General features: G+C 64.0%; 16 protein-coding genes. All 16 read right to left on the reverse strand.

Annotated features, from left to right (window positions below):
• Positions 1-882, reverse strand: coding sequence for an amidohydrolase family protein (locus O4H62_RS02500; protein WP_269385546.1), 882 nt, complete (start codon positions 880-882; stop codon positions 1-3).
• Positions 879-2,027 carry a vWA domain-containing protein gene (locus O4H62_RS02505; protein WP_269385547.1) on the reverse strand — a complete coding sequence of 383 codons (1,149 nt, stop codon included), beginning with the start codon at positions 2,025-2,027 and terminating at the stop codon, positions 879-881. The genes O4H62_RS02500 and O4H62_RS02505 overlap by 4 nt, the downstream gene beginning before the upstream one ends.
• Complete coding sequence (locus O4H62_RS02510; RefSeq protein ID WP_269385548.1) at positions 2,024-2,905, reverse strand: AAA family ATPase; 882 nt, start codon at positions 2,903-2,905, stop codon at positions 2,024-2,026. The genes O4H62_RS02505 and O4H62_RS02510 overlap by 4 nt, the downstream gene beginning before the upstream one ends.
• The gene (locus tag O4H62_RS02515; protein ID WP_269385549.1) at positions 2,905-3,927 is read right to left on the reverse strand and encodes a xanthine dehydrogenase family protein molybdopterin-binding subunit; all 1,023 of its coding nucleotides are present in this window, start codon (positions 3,925-3,927) and stop codon (positions 2,905-2,907) included. The genes O4H62_RS02510 and O4H62_RS02515 overlap by 1 nt, the downstream gene beginning before the upstream one ends.
• Positions 3,927-5,612: a xanthine dehydrogenase family protein molybdopterin-binding subunit gene (locus O4H62_RS02520; protein ID WP_269385550.1), complete on the reverse strand. Its 1,686-nt coding sequence runs from the start codon at positions 5,610-5,612 to the stop codon at positions 3,927-3,929. Before O4H62_RS02520 ends, O4H62_RS02515 begins: the two co-directional genes overlap by 1 nt.
• On the reverse strand, positions 5,609-6,082 hold the full coding sequence (locus O4H62_RS02525) for a (2Fe-2S)-binding protein (protein WP_269385551.1): 474 nt from the start codon (positions 6,080-6,082) through the stop codon (positions 5,609-5,611). The genes O4H62_RS02520 and O4H62_RS02525 overlap by 4 nt, the downstream gene beginning before the upstream one ends.
• The gene (locus O4H62_RS02530; protein WP_269385552.1) at positions 6,082-6,885 is read right to left on the reverse strand and encodes an FAD binding domain-containing protein; all 804 of its coding nucleotides are present in this window, start codon (positions 6,883-6,885) and stop codon (positions 6,082-6,084) included. The genes O4H62_RS02525 and O4H62_RS02530 overlap by 1 nt, the downstream gene beginning before the upstream one ends.
• Positions 6,882-7,328, reverse strand: coding sequence for an SRPBCC family protein (locus O4H62_RS02535; protein ID WP_269385553.1), 447 nt, complete (start codon positions 7,326-7,328; stop codon positions 6,882-6,884). The genes O4H62_RS02530 and O4H62_RS02535 overlap by 4 nt, the downstream gene beginning before the upstream one ends.
• A gap of 4 nt (positions 7,329-7,332) precedes the next feature.
• Positions 7,333-7,770 carry an SRPBCC family protein gene (locus O4H62_RS02540; protein ID WP_269385554.1) on the reverse strand — a complete coding sequence of 146 codons (438 nt, stop codon included), beginning with the start codon at positions 7,768-7,770 and terminating at the stop codon, positions 7,333-7,335.
• A complete protein-coding gene (locus O4H62_RS02545) occupies positions 7,771-10,665 on the reverse strand; it encodes a flotillin family protein (RefSeq protein WP_269385555.1) in 2,895 nt (964 codons plus the stop codon).
• 26 nt (positions 10,666-10,691) lie between these two features.
• Positions 10,692-11,519 (reverse strand): phosphoenolpyruvate hydrolase family protein, encoded by an 828-nt coding sequence (locus O4H62_RS02550; protein WP_269385556.1) that lies wholly within the window; start codon positions 11,517-11,519, stop codon positions 10,692-10,694.
• Between the two features lie 2 nt (positions 11,520-11,521).
• Positions 11,522-13,702 carry an ABC transporter permease gene (locus O4H62_RS02555; protein ID WP_269385557.1) on the reverse strand — a complete coding sequence of 727 codons (2,181 nt, stop codon included), beginning with the start codon at positions 13,700-13,702 and terminating at the stop codon, positions 11,522-11,524.
• Positions 13,695-14,492, reverse strand: coding sequence for an ABC transporter ATP-binding protein (locus tag O4H62_RS02560; protein ID WP_269385558.1), 798 nt, complete (start codon positions 14,490-14,492; stop codon positions 13,695-13,697). The genes O4H62_RS02555 and O4H62_RS02560 overlap by 8 nt, the downstream gene beginning before the upstream one ends.
• Positions 14,489-15,535: a branched-chain amino acid ABC transporter permease gene (locus tag O4H62_RS02565; protein WP_269385559.1), complete on the reverse strand. Its 1,047-nt coding sequence runs from the start codon at positions 15,533-15,535 to the stop codon at positions 14,489-14,491. The genes O4H62_RS02560 and O4H62_RS02565 overlap by 4 nt, the downstream gene beginning before the upstream one ends.
• Positions 15,536-15,544: 9 nt before the next feature.
• The gene (locus O4H62_RS02570) at positions 15,545-16,558 is read right to left on the reverse strand and encodes a branched-chain amino acid ABC transporter permease (protein WP_269385560.1); all 1,014 of its coding nucleotides are present in this window, start codon (positions 16,556-16,558) and stop codon (positions 15,545-15,547) included.
• 126 nt (positions 16,559-16,684) lie between these two features.
• Positions 16,685-17,515: a helix-turn-helix domain-containing protein gene (locus O4H62_RS02575; protein WP_269385561.1), complete on the reverse strand. Its 831-nt coding sequence runs from the start codon at positions 17,513-17,515 to the stop codon at positions 16,685-16,687.
• Positions 17,516-17,561: the final 46 nt, after the last annotated feature.

Raw genomic sequence — 17,561 nt, forward strand, 5'->3', positions numbered from 1 at the left:
TTAGATCCGATAGGCGCGGCTCGCCGTGCCGTAAAAGATGTCGTGCCGCTGTGCGCCGCTGAGCGCGGCCGCGCCCGAAACATGTGCGTCGAGAAGTTCGGGATAGCTGGTCCAGAGTTTCTCGATCGGGAAATTCGATCCCCACAGACAGCGCTCCGCCCCGAACATCTCAACCGTCGTTGCGATCAGCCAGGCTATATGACCGGGATCGTTGCGGTGGATGAAGGTGCCGAACCCCGACAGCTTGGCCATCACATTGGGCCGGGCGGCGAGCTCGGCCAGATTGGTCCGCCAGAAAGCGCGGCCCTCTTCGCTGGTGTCCTCAAGCATGCCTGCGTGCTGCAGCACAAAGGTAATGTCCGGACAGGCGTCGGCGAGCACACAGGCGCCCGGCATCTGGGCCGCGAACACCTGCAAATCAAAGCTCCAGCCGTAAGCTGCCAGATGCCGGATGTTCCGCTGGATCGTTTTGTCGAGGCACAGGTCCGGCTCGCGCGCGAAACGATAGAGCGGGTTTTCGTGCCAGTGAAACTGTTGCCGGACGCCGCGCATCAGCGGATAGCGGGCAAGCCTGTCCAGCATCGGGCGCGCGTCCTCGACGCCCATGTCGGCATAGCCGACAATCGCCTGCGGCCAGCCGGTCTCGGCCGCCACCTCGGAAACCCAGGCGACTTCAGCCTCGGCCTGATCGACCGGCCAGTTGGCCTGAACATAGACTGATTTTTCAACGCCGGTTGCCGCGATATCCTCTTGGTACTCCGCCATCAGGTAATCCCGGCGGATCGGCTCGTAGGGGCCGAAGATGCGCGGCTGCATCGGTCCTGACAGCCACGGCAGATCCGCCTGCCGCCAGACGTGGAAATGTGCGTCGATCACCTTCATGCCCTGGCTCCCTTTGAAAAGGCGAGAATTTCGCGCGCGAGTGAAGTAGGGGTTGAGCCGTCGCCCAGGCGATCCAGCATCGGGAAGATGGCCTGCATCGCTCCGGTCTCGGGCCGGTAGGCAGGATCGGACGCCAGCGGCGACAGCCACAACACCGACCAGGCCAGTCCCCGCAGCCTGGTCATGGAGGCTGCGAGTGCTTCCGGTCCGCCGCGCTCAAGCCCGTCGGAAACCATGATGACCAGAGCTCCACGGGCAAAGGAGGCGAAGCGGGGCACCGACAGGAACACGGCCAGCGCTTCCCCGAGCCGGGTGCCGCCATCCCAGTCAGCCACCAGCCCGGAGGCCAGCGTCAACGCCTGTTCGCGATTGCGATGCTTAAGCGCCCGCGTCACCCGCGTCAGCCGGGTGCCGAGCGTGAAGGCCTCCACCCGTTCGCCCGCCTGCACCAGGGCATGGCACAGCCGGAGCGCGCCATCGGTGCCCGCCTTCATCGATCCCGACACATCAACAAGGACCAGGACCCTGCGCTGCCTGGTGCGGCGGTGGCGCGTCGGCAGCTGGCTGATTTCACCGTCACGCCGTAGCATGTCACGGAACGCCCGGCGCGGATCGGCCAGACGCCCGTTGCCAGGCGCGGAGCGCCTGGATTTGCGCCTTGGCAGCGTACCGGGTGCGGCTCGTGCAAAGGAGCGCAAGGCTGCCTCATCATCGTCGGGTGCGAGCATTCGGGCAAACAGCCGCTCGGCCGTGGTGGCATCGGCGCCCGAGGGATCCTCTTCGGGGCTTTCCGGCATCAGGTCCAAATCACCGGCGTCAAAGGCTTGCGGCATGTCCTCCGGTTCGCCCATGGCCGGTGCGGAGAGCGCGCGGCCCAGGAACACCGCGTCGAAGATCGCGTTGAATGTCTCGATCCGGTCGGGACCGGGCCCGAAGGTTGCGTGCGCCGCGCGGCGGATATCGCCGATCGATCTCGGTCCGAGCAGGCCGACCCCGGCAATGAAAGCCTGAACCTGTTCGGGTGCGACGGCCATGCCCGCGCCGCGCAGCGCCGTGGCAAATTCCACGAAGGGCTCAAGTGCACGCGGAATGTCCATTGAACCGGTCGACTGCGGGGGGATGTGCCGGGCGGAGGTGTCGGTCATGCCACCGCCTCCTGCAACAGCGCGTCAAGCCGCGGCGCCATGAACGCCAGGTCATCCTGATCCTTCAAGGCCACGCCGATCGCCCGGGCAAATGCGCGCGGCCACGCGACGCCCTGGCTGTGAAGCAGCGTCGCGGCCTGCGCCCATTCCACCGTCTCGGCAACACCGGGCGGCTTGGCGAGCGGCTCTGCCCTCAGGCCACCGACCGCGGCGACCACCTTGCGCGCGGTGTCCTGCGCCACGGTCGACGCCCGCATCATCACGATCCGCGCCTCGAGGTCTGGCGCCGGGTAATCGATCCAGTGATAGACACAGCGCCGGCGCAGCGCCTCGTGCAATTCGCGGGTCCGGTTGGAGGTCAGGACAACGACCGGCGGCTCGCTGGCGCGAATGGTGCCGCGTTCGGGGATCGAGACCGTAAAGTCCGACAGGAACTCGAGCAGGAATGCCTCGAACTCGTGATCTGCGCGATCTATTTCGTCAATCAGCAAGACCCGTTGCGCCGGCGCTTGCAGGGCCTGAAGGATCGGCCGGGCAATCAGGAATTCGTCGGCGTAGAGATTGATGTGGTTGTCGCCCGCCTGGCGGATCGACAGCATCTGGCGCGGGAAATTCCATTCGTACATGGCCGCGGATGCGTCGATGCCTTCATAGCATTGCAGGCGAACCAGTTCCCGGCCCAGGACCGAAGCCAGCGCCTTCGCCGCCTCGGTCTTGCCGACGCCGGGCGCACCCTCCAGCAGCAGCGGTTTTCCCAATGCAAGCGCCAGATAGGCGGATGTGGCCAGTCCCTCATCGGCAATATACTGCGCATCGCGCAGGCTTTGTGCCAGCGGCTCGGGACCATCAAGGCCGAGTATGCTGGACCGGATCGCCATCAGAGCGCCTTGCGCGGCCGTGCGCCGCCTATCGCCTTGAGCCCGCGCAGCACCTTTTCCGGCGTGACCGGAAGATCGTCGATGCGCACGCCGATCGCGTCATAGACCGCGTTGACCACCGCTGGCAGCACCGGATTGGCGCACATCTCTCCCGGTCCCTTGCCGCCATAGGGGCCGTCGGGCGCCGGACGTTCCAGCACCGAGATGTGATGCGGCGCCAGGTCTCCCGGACCCGGCATCAGGTAGAAATTGAAGTCCCGCGGGCCGTGCTCGCGCGCCGGATAGTAGGGCTCGGTGGTCTCCCAGATCGCGTGGCTCATGCCCATCCAGGCGCCGCCGCGCAATTGCTGCTCGACCAGTTTCGGATTGAGCGCGCGCCCGACCTCATAGGCAGACTGCATGTCGAGAACAGCCACCTCGCCGGTCTCGTCATCGACCTCGACCTCCACCAGCATCGCCGCATGGGCAAAACAGGACACCGGGGTCATCTCACCGGTCTCGGGGTCGACTTCCGACAGGGGGATCAGGAAGATCCCGCGTCCGGCGATGGTGCGGCCCTGCTTGAACTGCGCCGCCTGCGCCGCAGCCATGGTGGTGATCGATCGCGAGGGTGCGCCCTTGACGTGGATGTTGCCGCGCCCGTCGGTGACCAGGTCGGCGGCGTCGACTTCCAGTTCCTCGGCTGCAGCCTCCAGCATCACCGAGCGCGCTTCAAGCGAGGCCTGGATGACGGCATTGCCCATCCGGTGGGTGCCGCGCGAGGCGAATGATCCCATGTCGTGCGGGCCGGTGTCGCTGTCGGCGGTGTCGACATAGACATCCTCGATCGGCACACCGAGCGTTTCCGCCGCGATCTGCCGGGTGACGGACTTCATCCCCTGCCCCAGGTCGATTGCCGAGAGCGCCACGGTGAACTTGCCGTCGGGATTGGAATGAACCAGCGCCTGGCTCGGGTCGCCGCCCAGATTCATGCCGATGGGATAGTTGATTGCCGCGAAGCCGCGGCCACGGTGGAGTGCCATTACCGCCTCCTGAAGCCGGAGAGAGAGGAAAACCGCATCGCTCCGGGACGCGACGAAGCGGGCCTTGATGGCGACGCCGGCGGTGGTGGAGCCGGCGGCGCGGCAGGCTGTGCCGGTGTGGAAGTTGACGGTGCGGGACGAACCGGCGGTTGTTGTGTCGCCGCCGATGGCGGTGGCGCCTGAAGCGGCCGGGTTGGCTGTGATTGCCGATCCCCGCCGGATGAGGTTTTCCTGGCGTAGGAGCCGGTGTCGAAACCTTCGACCCGTCCATTCTGGTCGGTGGCGGTGAAATTGGGGATCCGCGCTCGCTCGCCGCCGCCACCGGTCAGCGATGTCGCCGCCAGCGCATCGGCCGACAGTCTGACGCCTGCCTTTTCGGCCACCACCTGGCAGCATTCAACCAGCGCGCAGTTCTTCGCCTCGCGCCGGTGTGCCTTCATGTCACCGTCGCGGTAGCTGTTGAGAATGCGCAGCTCGATCGGGTTCATCCCGACCGTCTCGGCGACCTTGTCCATATGGTTTTCGATCGCGAAGTCGACACCTGTGATCCCAAACCCGCGCATCGCGGTCGCCGGAGTCCGGTTGGTGTAGACGCAATAGACGTCGGCATAGACATTGGGGATCGTGTAGGGGCCCGGCAGATGCCCGACACCCTTGATGATCGCGTAGGACGACAGCCGTGTGTAGGCGCCGCTGTCGAAATAGCCGATGAACTTGCGGGCGGTGATCCGGCCATCCTTGCCGACCGCATCCTTGATGTACCAGCGTTCGGCTCCGCGCGGCGCGCCGACCTGCATCTCCTCCTCGCGGTCCCAGGCATATTTGCAGGGGCGTCCCGTCAGCATCGCGCCGAGAATGGCCAGCGGCTCATGGATCGAATCCACCTTGCCGCCAAACCCGCCGCCCACCGTGCCGCCGATGAAGTGCAGCCTTGAAGATGGCGTCTGCAGCACCTTGGCGGCCGTCCCGAGCGAGAAGAACAGCGCCTGGGTCGAGGTGTAGCAGACATAGCGGTCGTTCTGCTCGGGTGCGGCAATCGCACCGCAGGTCTCGATCGGCGCCTGCTCGATCGGGGACATCTGGTAACGGCCCTCGACGATATGATCAGCAGTCGCGAAGGCTGCCTCGACATCGCCGAAGCGCAGTTTCTGGTGGTCATACTTGCCGTGGTAGATGAACTTGTTCTGCGGATAGACCTCGCAGACCGTGGGTGCACCCGGCTTGATCGCCTCCTCGACATCAAGCACGTGCGGCAGAACCTCCCAGTCGACGCGCACGGCCTGAACCGCTGCCCTCGCCTGAGCCTCGGTCGCCGCAATCACGGCCGCCACCGGTTCACCGCAGTAGGCCACCTTCTGGGTCGACAGCAACGGTTCGTCATCAATGCCGAAATCGAGCAGGCTCAAAAGCGTGTTCAGATTGGTCGGCACATCACGCCCGGTCAGCACCTTGACGACGCCGGGCATTTTCTCGGCCTGCGCGGTGTCGATACGGCGAATGCGGGCGTGGTGATGCGGGCTGCGCACGCAACGCATATGCAACAGCCCGTCAAACAGGTGATCGTCGAAAAACGGCGAACGGCCGGTGACATGGCCGAGGATGTCCTGGCGCCGGGTCGGCTTGCCGACCTCGTTGAGATTGTCATCGCGCTCGTCGGCAAAAAACTCCTTGCGGAACTCGATCATGCCCGCACCCTCCCCTCGGCCACGGCAAGAATGGCCGAGATGATCGGCTCATAGCCGGTGCAGCGGCACAGATTGCCCGAAATCGCCTCGATGACTTCGTCCCGCGTCGGGCGCGGATTGTGGTCCAGCAGCGCCCGTGCCGACATCAGCATTCCCGGCGTGCAGTAGCCGCACTGGGCGGAGAAATGCTCCATGAAGGCGGTTTGCAGCGGATCCAGCGCTCCGGCCGCCAGACCGCTCGCGGTGCGCACCGCCTTGCCGTCGACGGTTTCCGCCAGCACCAGGCAGGAAAGCTGTGTCTCGCCGTCGATCAGGACCGTGCAGGCCCCGCACGCGCCCTGGCCACAGCCGTATTTCGGCGACAGATCCCCAACACCGCGCCGGAGAAACTCCAGAAGGTTCTGTCCGTCATCGGCGAAGGCCGCACGGTCCTGGCCGTTGAGCGTGAAATTGACCGGTTTCTTCGCCATCATCCTCGCTCCATCTGTTCAAGCAGCCGCTTGAGATAAACACCCGCCACCTCGCGCCGGTACCAGTCGGTGGCAATGGCGTCGGTTGGCGGCGCCAGCCCTTCCGCTGCCGTTTGTGCGGCGCGGGCAATGGTGTCCGGGTTGAGGGTCTGGCCTTCCAGCGCGCGCTCGGCCGACGCCCCACGCACCGGACCCGCCGCCATGGCGCCCCAGGCCACGCGCGCACCGCGGATGCGTCCGCCCTCGCGCGGAAGCAGCGCCGCCACCGAGAGCACCGACACGCCCTTGGGCTTGATACGGCTGAATTTGACAAATCCGAACGTGCCCGCACTTGGGCGCGGGCATTCGACCGCTGCGACAAGGCCCGGCGAACGCGACCGGTCGCGCAGCAGATCATCGAGCGGACGGCCTCCATTCTGTCCGGCGATGACCGCCTGGGCGCCGAGCGCCAAGAGCGCCACCGCGAAATCGCCATAGGGATGCGGCGCGAACAGATTGCCGCCGACGGTGCCCATGTTGCGCACCTGCGGGCCGCCGATGAGGCGGGCGACCTTGTGAAGGAAAGCCAGCTCGGGATGCGCAAGTATCTGGCTCATGGTGACGCCCGCACCTATCGTCACCTTGTCGGAGCTGATCCGGATATCGTTCAACGCCGGATCGGTCGTGCGCACGATCTGGGCGGCGGCGACGCCGGCATTGATGTCGCGCATGATGATTGTCCCGCCGCCCAGAAAGGTCGCCCCTTGGGCCATCGCCCGGGCAGCTTCGCTCAGCGTTGCAACAGTTTGCACCGTGGTGGTCATTGCACCTGCTCTCCCAAATGCGCGCGGATCGCATCAAACCCGCCCTGATAGATGTTCTCGCTCACCATTTGCGCCAGTTCCTGCTCCCGGCCTGCGGGCGTGTCGAACCGGCATTCCCAGTGCCAGAAGGTGCGATCACCGTCGGTCACCGGCAGCAGCCGGACATGGGCAACGTAGTTGAGCAGCGGCACCGGCGTATCGAGCAGGCAATAGGAGAACGCCATTTCTGAATCCGACAGCGTCAGCAGCTTCTCGCGCAGCTCCGATCCATCCTGGAGATGGAACCTGCGGACACAGCCGATCCGGTCGGACTCGTAGCCGCGCTCGATCTTCGAATCCGCCACCACGGGGTGCCAGCTGTCATGACCGTTGAAATCACGCAGCACGCCCCAGACCGCTTCAACGGGCGCGTCGATGATCGTGCTCTTGACCACCCGGACCATGCCGCTATCCCATCATCTGGCGCTTGAGGGCATCGAAGCCTGCCTGGAACACATCGTTTCCAATGCCCGTCACCAGGCCTTCCGCATCGGCCTCAGCGCACTCGAATTCGGCTGACCACTCGACAAAGGTCCGGTTTCCATCGGTGACCGGGGTCAGCCGCAACGTCGCCACATAGTCGGTCAGCGGCATCGGGCTTTCCAGGATTGCGTAGGTGCAGAACATGTCGAAGTCCGACAGTCCAAGCAGCTTTTCGCGGATCCGGTCGCCATTCTGCAGGTGAAAGTCCCGGACACATCCGACCCGGTCGGCCGGCTCGCCATTCTCGATTCGGCTGTCGCGGATGCGCGGATGCCAGCGCGGCAGACCGTTGAAATCGCGAACCCGCTCCCAGACCTTCGCCGCCGGGGCTTCTATGACGGAGGAGATGTAAACGCGCGGCATCTACTTCTTCTCCTTGTCTGCGGGCTTGGCGTCGTCGGCTTTCGGGGTTGCGGCCTTCTTGGCCTCAGTGGCGACACGCTGCATGTCGCTTGCCTCCCGGATCAGGCCGCCCTGCTTGGACAGGTTTGAACCGTCGATACCGATGTCGCTGAGCAGGCTGTCGATCAGCGGGGCCTGCACTCTGTAGCGCAGTGCCGAGTTGATCACCTCATCGGTCGGGCTGCCGCCGCCGTCACTGCGCCCGCCGCCATGAATGCCGTCGAGCTGCATGATCCGGATATCCTGGATCTTCTCGAGCGGCTTGACGCTGGCGGCAACGATGCCTTCGACATGCTCGAGCAGCTTGCGGCGGAACAGCGATGCGCGTGCGGGATCGGTGAGCACGTTTTCGGCCTCGTTGATGAGCCGCTGCGCTTCCGCCTGGACCGCCAGCCGCACCCTTTCGCCCTCGGCAATCGCCTGAGCCTCGGCAGCCGCCTTTTCCGCCATCAGCACATCGATCGACTTGCGCCGGTTGGCAGCTTCGGTTTCGCGGACGGTCTTGACCTTCTCCTCGGCCTGGGCGGCTTGCGCCCTGGCGGCATCGGCCTTGGCGCGGGCAGCGCTCTCCTCGAGGCTCTTCTGCGACAGCGAGATGGCCTTTTCGATCTGAACCGTCTCGACTTCGCGCTCGCGCTCGACCTCCAGACGCCGGCGTTCGGTCTCGTGACTGATGCGGATTTCATCGAGCCCGCGCTCGGAGGCGATCCGTGCCCGCTCGATGTCCTCGCGGCTTTCGATCTCTGCCTCGCGCAGGGCCTGAACCCGGGCGATCTCAAGCTGTTCAAGCGACCGGCGCCGTTCCAGCCTGGCCGCCTCCAGAGCCCGCTCGCGCTCGACTTCCGCGGTCTCGACATCGCGTTTCGCCGAGATCTGGGCCTGCTGCACCGCCGCGTCCGCAGCCGCACGTTTGCTCTTGTGGTCGGCAAGTGCCACGACACTCGCCTGTTCGGCTTCCTCGACCGAACGCTTGCGGTCGATCTCGATCACCTCGCGGCTCTTCTGGCTGGCGATGCGGTCCTTTTCCAGAGCCAGTTCGGTCGCCAGCCGCTTCTTCTCGGTTGCCTCGCGGCGGGCGATCTCGGCTGCTTCGAGTTCTTCCTCCTTGACGATCTCGCGGGCGCGGATCTCCTGTTCGGCGGCGATCCGCTCGGCCTCGACAGTCCGCTTCTGCGCGATCCGCGCCTGTTCCACCGCCTCGTCGGCGGCCACCCTCGCCTCGTCGATGATGCGGTTGCGGGTGATTTCGCGGTTCCTGGTGTCTTCGTCCGCGGCAATCCGCGTTGCCGCGATCTGCTTTTCGCGGGAGATGCGCGCGGCTTCGATGGCTTCGCCGGCCGCGATTTCGGCCGCTTCCACCGCCTGCTGCCGCGATATTTCCAACTCCCGGATCCGCTGGTCTTCGGCGATGCGCGCCTCGCTGACCTCGGCAGCCTGCAGGATCCGCAGCCTTTCGACCGCCTCGCGGGCCGCAATCTCAGCTTCCTCCAGCCCCTGCTGACGGGCGATCTCGCGGCGGCGGATGTCTTCCTCGCCCTTGATGCGGGTCTGGGCGATGATCAGGGTTTGCGCCATCCGCGCCCTTTCGGTTTCCTCCTGGGCCTTGATTTCCGCCTGCTCGACCGTCCGCTGTCGTTCGATCTCGAGCGACTGGGTATCCTTGTCCTTGGCGATCCGCGCCTCGGTCACGGCGCGCTCCTGGGCGATGCGTGCTTTCTCGGTTGCCTCGCGGGCGGCGATTTCGGCTTCTTCCAGGGTTTTCTGGCGGGCTATCTCGCGCGAGCGCGTGTCCTGTTCATTGGCGATCCGGGCTTCCGCCACCGCGCGCTCCTGCAGGATCCGCGCGGTCTCGGTCGCTTCGCGCGCGGCGATCTCTTCTGCTTCATCTGCCGACGCACGGGCGATTTCCCGCGCCCTGATTTCACGTTCGGAGCTGATCCGGGCCTCGGCGATGCCGCGTTCATTGGCGATCCGCGCCTTTTCGATCGTCTCACGGGCGCTGATCTGGGCGGATTCGGCTTCGGTCTCGCGTTCGGCCCGCTCACGCGCCAGTTGCGCCCGCTGCTGCGCACGGCGGAATTCGACTTCCCGCTCCTGGTCAAGCCGCGCTTCCTCGCTGGCGCGCTCGATATCGAGTGCCTGCTTCTCGGCCTCCAGGTTTCGGGTGCGGATCTGGATCATCGAATCCTGTTCGATGTCGTTGCGCAGCTTGCGGCGGGCCTCAATGTCCCGGATCAGATCGGTCAGACCTTCAGCGTCAAACCGGTTGGACGGATTGAAGTATTCCAGCGGCGTCTGGTCGACATCGATGATCGCCACGCTTTCCAGCTCGAGCCCGTTCTTGGTCAGATCCTCCTGGGCCACCTCGCGCAGACGCGTCACATAGGTTGAACGGTTCTCGTGCATCTCGCCCATCGTCATCTCGGCAGCGATGGCGCGCATGGCGCTTTCGAACTTGCCCGACAACAGCCCGTGCAGATTGCTTGCTTCCAGCGTGCGGCGGCCAAGCGTCGATGCCGCCATCGACACCGAGGCCTTGGACGGATTGACCCGGACATAGAACTCGGCCTCGACATCGACGCGCATCCGGTCCTTGGTGATCAGCGCCGTCTCGTTCTTGCGCGCCACCGCCAGAGGCAGGGTGTTCATGTTGACCGGCGTTATTTCGTGGATGATCGGCCAGACGAAGGCGCCGCCGTCGATCACCACCTTCTCGCCCAGGAAGCCGGTTCGGACGAACGCCACCTCCTTGGTCGAACGCCGATACAACCACTGCATCACCCAGTAGATGATGGCGATCACCACCACAGCCAGAATAAGCCACAAGATCAGTTGTCCGATGATCTGTCCCGTCATCTCTTCCTCCCCTGGCGCGTTGCCAGTTACTTGCCTGCTATGCGCTTGAATGCGCGGGTCTGCTCAGTCAAAGCCACCTCGGTGGGAAGCCGCTCCATCGATGAAGCGCCGTAAAAACCGTGGCAGGTGGATGTGTTTTTCAAAACGTAATCAGCATCTTCGGGCATGGCGACGGGGCCGCCATGAACCAGGATGATCGCGTCCTTGTTCACCCTCAGCGCCGCTTCCGCCCAGCGGTCGACCAGCGCCGGACAGTCTTTGAGCGTCAAGGCTGTCTCCGCTCCGATTGCTCCCCCGGTGGTCAGGCCGAGATGGCAGACGATCACGTCCGCCCCGGCCCTGGCCATCGCCTCGGCGTCCTCCTCGCAAAAGACATAGGGCGTGGTCAGCATGTCCTTGGCCCGCGCCTTGGCAATCATGTCGACCTCGAGCCCGTAGGACATTCCGGTCTCTTCGAGATTGGCGCGGAAGGTGCCGTCGATCAGACCCACGGTCGGAAAGTTCTGGACGCCTGAGAATCCGACGCGTTTGAGCTCGTCGAGAAACACGTCCATGATCCGGAACGGGTCGGTGGCGCAGACGCCGGCCAGCACCGGCGTCGACTTGACCACCGGCAGCACCTCGCCGGCCATTTCGAGCACGATGGCGTTCGCATCGCCATAGGGCATCAGACCGGCCAGGCTTCCACGCCCCGCCATGCGGTAACGGCCGGAATTGTAGATCACGATCAGATCGATCCCGCCGGCTTCTTCGCATTTGGCGGACAGGCCGGTGCCGGCGCCACCGCCGATGATCGGCTCACCTGCGGCGATCATGGCCCGGAATTTTTGGAGAATTGCGTCTCTGCCGATCATGATTACGCCTCTCGTCTGCGGGCTGGACGGCCACCGCCATGAAGCGCGCGGAAAGCGGCAACGACGGCAGCGGCGAATTCTGGATCATTGATATGGTTCGGAAGCCGGATCAGCTGCCGGTTCGATGTCTGCCGGACCGTGGCTTCAAGCGCCGAGAAGAGCGCCTTGCGCGCGACAGGATCGTTAAACGCCTGACCGGGTGCATCGAGCGCCGATACCCCGCCCTCGGGCAGGAAGAAGCGGACCTGGCCTTCCATCTGGTTGAGACGCTCGCCGATCCACCGGCCCATGGCGGTGCATTCCTCCGGCGTGGTGCGCATCAGCGTCACCTGGGGATTGTGCGGGTAGAAGGTGCGGGACTGGTATTTCGCGGGCACCGTCTCGGGGGCTGCGAAGTTGACCATGTCCAGCGCGCCGACAGAGCCTATATAGGGCATCCGAGTGCGAATGACGGCGCCGAAGCGGTCTTCCTTCGCCGGGAACACCCCGTCCATCATCATGTCGCAGATTTCGGTGGTGGTGATATCGATCACGCCCGAAACCTTGCCGGAATCGATCAGTTTCTCCATAGACTGGCCGCCAATCCCGGTGGCGTGAAAGACCAGGCAATCATAGGCGTCATCGAGCAGGCCGACGATCTGCTGCACGCTTGGCGTCGTGACCCCGAACATGGTGAGCCCGACAGCGGGTTTTCCAGGCGCCTTGGGCTTGGCTCCGCGCCGTGCCTTGACCATGCCGATCATGGCATGGGCTGCGTTGCCGAGGACTTCCTCGGTGATGGAGTTCAACCCCTGCACATCGGCCACCGAGTGCATCATGGTGATATCGGAGGGACCGACATATTTGCCGACCTCGCCGGAGGCGACGGTGGAGACAATCAGTTTGGGAACCCCGATCGGCAACGCGCGCATCGCCGGGGCGACCATGGCGGTGCCGCCGGAGCCGGCCGCAGAGATGATCCCGCCAATTCCCTGCTGGCGCTCGATCCAGCGCGAAAAGGCAAGCGTCATTCCGGCGACCGATTGCCCCCGGTCTCCGGTGAAGACACCCGCCGATCCGCGCGGATGGAATGCCGCGATCTGATTGGCCGGAATTTCGGCTCCCGAATGGGCGCCGGACGTCGATAGATCGACAAGCCGGACCGGAAGCCCCGCCGCGCGTATCTGGTCGCGGATGAAGCGCAGTTCGGCGCCCTTGGTGTCGAGCGTGCCGGCCACCAGCACCACGCTGTCACCGGGGCTCGCCAATTGCCTGATTTCCGCCTGCCCCGAGGTCACCGACGCATGCCCCGTGGTGACCACTCGTGCCGAGCGTTCGATCTGGGCCACCGGCGTGGGCTGCGACCACCGGGTCGGTGAAACCGGATTGGACATGTAGATTTTGACCGAATGCCCCGCCGACGCCGTCTTTTGCGTCTCGTCGGCGGACGGCGTTTGAGGCGCCTCGGGCGTGTCGTCATGGCTGTGCCGGCCAACACCGAGAAGGCGTTGCTGCAGCTCGCGGTCCGCAGCCAGCTCCCCGGCAGGCGCAATCCGGTTGATGCGGCCGTTGACCATGATCGCCACATTGTCCGAGATCCCGCAGGCGACGCCGATGTTCTGCTCGATCACCAGAACTTCGATGTCGCCCTCTTCGGACAGGCGGACGAGCATTTCCTCGACCTGGGCGACGATGACCGGAGCCAGTCCTTCGGTCGGTTCGTCCATCACCAGCAGCTTCGGATTGGACAACAGCGCACGTGAAATCGCCAGCATCTGCTGTTCACCACCCGAAAGCTGCGCCCCGCCATTGCTCTTGCGCTCGGCAAGCCGGGGGAAGGTCGAATAGATCCGCTCGACCGTCCAGGCTCCGGATTTGGTGGCAACCATCTGGAGATGCTCGTCAACCGAGAGAGAGCGCCACAGCCGGCGCCCCTGCGGGACATAGCCGACGCCCATCCGGGCGATCTCGGCCGGTGTCTTGCCGACCAGCGACTGGCCGGCGAAATTGATCGAGCCGGACGCCACAGGCACCATGCCCATGATCGCCTTGCACAGCGTGGTCTTGCCCATGCCGTTGCGGCCGACAACCGAAAGCACGCCGCCTTCGAGCTTCAGATCGACACCCTGGAGCGCGTGGGACGCGCCGTAGAAAACGTTCAGTCCCCGGATATCAAGGGCCGGAGTGCGACCGCGCTCAACCATGACCGTCCCCCAGATAGAGTTCCTGGACTTCCGGATCGTTCTCGATCTCTTCGGGCGTTCCCTCCTTGAAGATCCTGCCGTTGTGCATCATCGTCACGCTTTCGGCGACGCGCAGCGCCACATCCATGTCGTGTTCGATGATGATGAAGCCGATATGCGATGGCAGTCCGGTGAGAATGGCAACGAGTTCGGCACGCTCGGTCGGAGACAGCCCTGCGGCGGGCTCGTCAAACAGGATGAAGCGCGGCGCACCGGCGAGCGCCAGCGCGATTTCCAGCTGGCGCTGCTGTCCGTAGCTGAGTTCGGACACCAATGTATCGCCTGATGCGGTCATGTGAACCGCCTCGATCAGTTCCGCCGTGCGGGTGAGCAAGGGATCACCCCGGCGCGGCCTGAGAAGCGAGAAGCGGCCGCGCGAAACGCCTCGGCAGGCCAGGTAGACATTGTCGGAAACCGTCAATCCACCAAAAAGCAGGCTGATCTGGTAGGTTCGGCGCAGCCCGCGGCGGATCCGCTCATAGGCCGGAAAGTTGCTCACATCCTCGCCAAATAGCCGGATGGTGCCGGATGTGGGCAGAAAGTCCCCGGTGATGCAGTTGAACAGGGTAGTCTTGCCCGCGCCGTTGGAACCAAGCACCGCGCGACGCTCGCCGGGACGGACCGAGAGCGTTATGTCCTCGATCGCCGCCAGCGCACCGAACATCTTGGTCACGCCGCGTAGCTCGAGCGCATTGCCGGAACTGACAGAGGCGAGGGTTTCGGAGCTTCTCCGCGTGTCGAGAAGGGTCATTTCGCCTCCCCGGTCAGTGGATCCCTGCCACGACCCTTGCGGGCGCGCCAGCGTTCCCAAAGCCCCAGAACGCCATCGGGAGAGAAGAACACGACGGCCAGAAATCCTAGACCGATCAACAGCTTGAAGCGTTCGCCCGACAGGCCGAATCCGGTCAGGATGTCTGGCGAGAAGGTGCGCAACACGGTGTAGATCAGCGCGCCGATGAAGGGGCCGATCGGCCGGCGGACGCCGCCGACCACGGCGATCACCAGAATATCGATCACCGCCGGAATTCCGGCCGTGCCCGGGGAAATCTGGGCATTCTGCCAGACCAGCAGAATGCCCCCAAAGGCAGCAATCACAGAGGCGAAGGTGTAGGCGGCGATCCGGTGGGCGGTGACGTTGAAGCCAAGCGCCGCCATACGCCGCGGATTGTCCCGAACGCCCTGAAGAGCCAGCCCGAAGGGCGAACGCGAAACATAGACCACGGCAAGATAGGACAGCACCGCGCAGCCTAGCGTGAGATAATAGAACGGCATCGGCTGGCGCCAGTCCACGCCGAACAGGTGTGGGGGAACGACGAGGTTGAACCCGGAATAGCCGTTGAAAATGCCGTAGTTCTGGCGCGTGAAGTAGAAAAACGCCGACGCGATCGCCAGGGTGATCATGATCGTGTAGATGCCTTCGGTCCGCACCGCGAGCGCACCGACAAGCGTGCCAAACGCGGCCGCAACGATCACCGCGATCGGTATGTAGAGCCACCAGGGCAGGTCCATGCTGATCGCCGCGACGCCGGATGTTCCAAAGATCGCGACCATGTATCCGCCAAGGGCTGCAACCGACATCTGGATCAGGCTGACCATGCCGCCATAGCCCGCAAGGAACATCAGGCTGAGCGCAATCATGCCAAGCACAAAGGTCCAGCCGAACACCTGGAAGAGGATGAAATCGTTGACGAAGGCGGGCATGATCAACGCCACCAGCCCGGCGATCCACCATGCGGTCGGGATCCGTTCGGCCCAGGAGGACTGATAGGGTGTTGAGCGTTCAACAAGCGCCATGGTCATCCCTCATCGCGTTGATCCGAGCAGGCCCTGGGGGCGGAAGGCCAGCACTGCGGCCATGATCAGGAATGTGAAGACAACCGAGTAGGTCGGGGCATAGACAAGCCCGATCTGTTCGGACAGACCGATCACCAGTGCCCCGATGGCAGCGCCCGGGATCGATCCCATGCCGCCGACGATCACCACGACCAGACTTGCCAATAGGAAGCGCGTATCCTCGCCGGGCGACAGCGACTGGAATGTGCCGCCGACGATGCCCGCCATTCCCGCAAGGCCGGCGCCGAAGGCGAAAACCGCCAGAAAGACATACTGGATCCGGACACCGGAGGCGGCGAGCATTTCACGATCATCGACACCGGCGCGGATCAGCATGCCAAGCCGGGACTTGTTGAGCACCAGCCACATCGCGATGCCGATGGCGATGGCCGCGACAAGGATCGCAATGCGCACTGCCGGGTATTTGAGGTAGACCACGTCGCCGCTGGATTTGATCGATGAGATGATCGGCAGCACCGTCGGGCCGCTCAGCCATTCGGGCGACAAGATCGTGTAGGACTGCCCTCCCCAGATCCAGAGCATGATGTCCGCGATCACCACCGACAACCCGATGGTCACCATCGTCTGGCGCAGTTCCTCGCCTTCCATGCGGCGGAAGACCTGGTTCTGCAAAATCAGCCCGAGCGCCGCCACCACGATGAACACCACCGGAAAGGCCAGAACCCATGAACCGGTCGCGTCGGACACCTCATAACCGACATATCCGCCCAGCAGATACAGCGAGCCATGCGCCAGATTGACGTTGCGCATCAGCCCGAAGATCAGCGTGAAACCGGATGCAACAAGAAAGTACAGCGCACCGAGGGTAATTCCGCCGAAAAACGCATTGAGGAAAATACGCTTTGCCCCGATCGCGTCGACCAGACCCTCAGGCCATGGTGCGAAGATCAGCCACAACACGATCGCCACCGCGATGGCGATGATCAACGACCAGATCGGTCTGCGACTGTAAAAACCTCTCATGCGTCCAGCCCGTAATTTCGGCCCGGCCTTGCCGGACCAATAAACAGATCCTAGCCCCTTCAAAGCCTTGCATGCATACCCGACAGTCTTTTCGTTGCGCTCAGGGTCGGGAAAACATCATCCGGGCTAAGCGACATGAATGCTGCGGCGGTAGGCCGATGGAGGAACGACGCCGTTTGCTATGAAGAACCGCGAAAAGCTGGCCTGGCTTGAGTAGCCCAGATCAAAACCGATATCGGACACCGCCTCCTGAGTAACCGCCAGCCGTTCGATGGCTCGCTCCATACGCAAGGCATTGAGATAGAGGTTCGGAGTCAATCCGATTTGTTCGCGGAACAGTTTGTAGAAATGCGGCCGCGACAGGCCGACTTCACGCGCCACTGCATCCAGCGCCAAGGCCTCACCGACGCGCTGCTGCAAGACTCGCAAGGCATTGCGAATGCGATAATCGCGCTTGGCGAACATTGGGCCGGTGAAACAATCGCCCTTGCTCGTCCATTGCAATGATTGATCAAACGCCAATTGCGTGAGGGAGCACAACCGCTCCTCCAGCAGAGCATCTTCCTTGTCGGGATCCAACATCGATTGTGTCGTGCCGAAAACCAGCCGCGCCAGCTGATCGGTTACTTCAATGCCGACGCGACCGAAACTGAGCGATGCTGTCGCCCGGCGCGAGGCCTCGAGGAACCAGGCCGGGCGGATATAGAGAACAAGGGCCAAAGTTGGCCCCTCACGGTGCAAACGGTTGTAATGATGGGACTGCCAGGGGCTGACCGCAACCGCCTGCCCCGGGGCCAATGGCCAGCGGCGATCATTGACCACCATCTCGGCCGGCGGGCCCTGAATATGGAAAACAAGATGACCTTCGCGGTGTCCGTGAGGCACCATTCCGCGATCCATCAAATATAGGCACACTCTCCCGAAAGCACCATGAAACACAGACAATGCAGTGCTCATTCTCCTCCCTCATGCGTTCTTAAGATGCGCTTTACAGAAACGATAA

The organism is Parahoeflea alexandrii, from assembly GCF_027214025.1.
GTDB lineage: Bacteria > Pseudomonadota > Alphaproteobacteria > Rhizobiales > Rhizobiaceae > Hoeflea > Hoeflea alexandrii_A.